General features: G+C 62.1%; 1 protein-coding gene. It reads left to right on the top strand.

What is annotated here, in order from left to right:
• The first annotated feature begins 3 nt into the window (after positions 1–3).
• Positions 4–1,157, top strand: a protein-coding gene (locus EDF58_RS25735; protein ID WP_243654528.1) for an IS3 family transposase whose coding sequence is annotated in 2 segments (ribosomal slippage) — positions 4–262 and positions 262–1,157 — 1,155 coding nt in all. Because the reading frame shifts where the segments join, the coding sequence is not laid out codon by codon here.
• The last annotated feature ends 26 nt before the right edge of the window (positions 1,158–1,183 follow it).

Raw genomic sequence — 1,183 nt, 5'->3', positions numbered from 1 at the left:
CGCATGAGGAAAAGCCGTTTCACCGAGGCGCAGATCATCGGGATGATCAAGGAACAGGAGGCTGGACTTCCGACGGCGGAGGTTTGCCGCAAGCATGGCCTGAGCACGGCGACCTTTTACAAGCTGAAGGCGAAGTACGGCGGTATGGAGGTTTCCGATGCCCATCGGTTGCGGCAATTGGAGGACGAGAACGGCAAGCTGAAGCGGCTCCTGGCCGACAGCATGCTGGACAACGCGATTCTGAAGGACCTGTTGGGAAAAGGCTGACGACGCCGGGCCAGCGGCGCGACGTGGCGCTCGGTGTGATGCGAGACTACCAGGTTTCACAGCGCCGGGCCTGCGTGCTGATTGGCGTCGATCCCAAGACGGTCAGGCGCGAACGCCCGCCGGACCACGGAGCGATCCGCGAAGCCATGCGGGAAATCGCAGGGCAGCGCCATCGGTTCGGCTATCGCCGGATCGGCGTCATGCTGGAGCGCAAGGGCATGAGCATGAACCACAAGAAGCTCTACCGGCTATATCGGGAAGAAGGCTTGTCTGTACGCCGACGACGCGGCCGCAAGCGCGCCCGAGGCAGCCGGACGCCGGTGCCGGGAGCACTTCGTCCCGGTGACCGCTGGTCGATGGACTTTGTCGCCGATACGTTTGGCGCGTCGCGCAAGTTCAGGATTCTGGCGATCAACGATGATTGCTGCCGGGAGAACCTGTGCTTGGCCGCGGACACCAGCATCTCGGGGGCTCGGGTGGCGCGCGAACTGGATGCACTGGTTCGCCTGCACGGGAAACCTACTTGCATTGTCAGTGACAATGGCACTGAATTTACGAGCCGGGCGATCCTGCAATGGGCCAGCCAGAACAAGGTCGAGTGGCATTACATCGATCCCGGAAAGCCCCAGCAGAACGGCTTCATCGAGAGCTTCAACGGCTCATTGCGCGATGAGCTGCTCAACGAGGAGCTGTTCGACAGCCTGGCTGACGCCCGCCGGAAGCTGGCCATCTGGCGCTACGACTACAACCATGTTCGGCCCCACTCATCGTTGGGAAATCGAACGCCTGCACAAGCGCGTCGGACGTTCGTGCAGGACGATAGCATCACGCCCGACGCGCTTGTGCAGGCGAGCATGCCGGAATATTCAACCGCAAGACTCTCGTTATGATCGAGGGACCGCCGGGGGGCAGGTCA

Origin of the sequence: Novosphingobium sp. PhB57 (assembly GCF_004342985.1) — a bacterium.
Taxonomy (GTDB): Bacteria; Pseudomonadota; Alphaproteobacteria; order Sphingomonadales; family Sphingomonadaceae; genus Novosphingobium.
The sequence above is the reverse complement of the archived record's forward strand: the minus strand, read 5'-3'. Positions and strand labels throughout refer to the sequence as shown.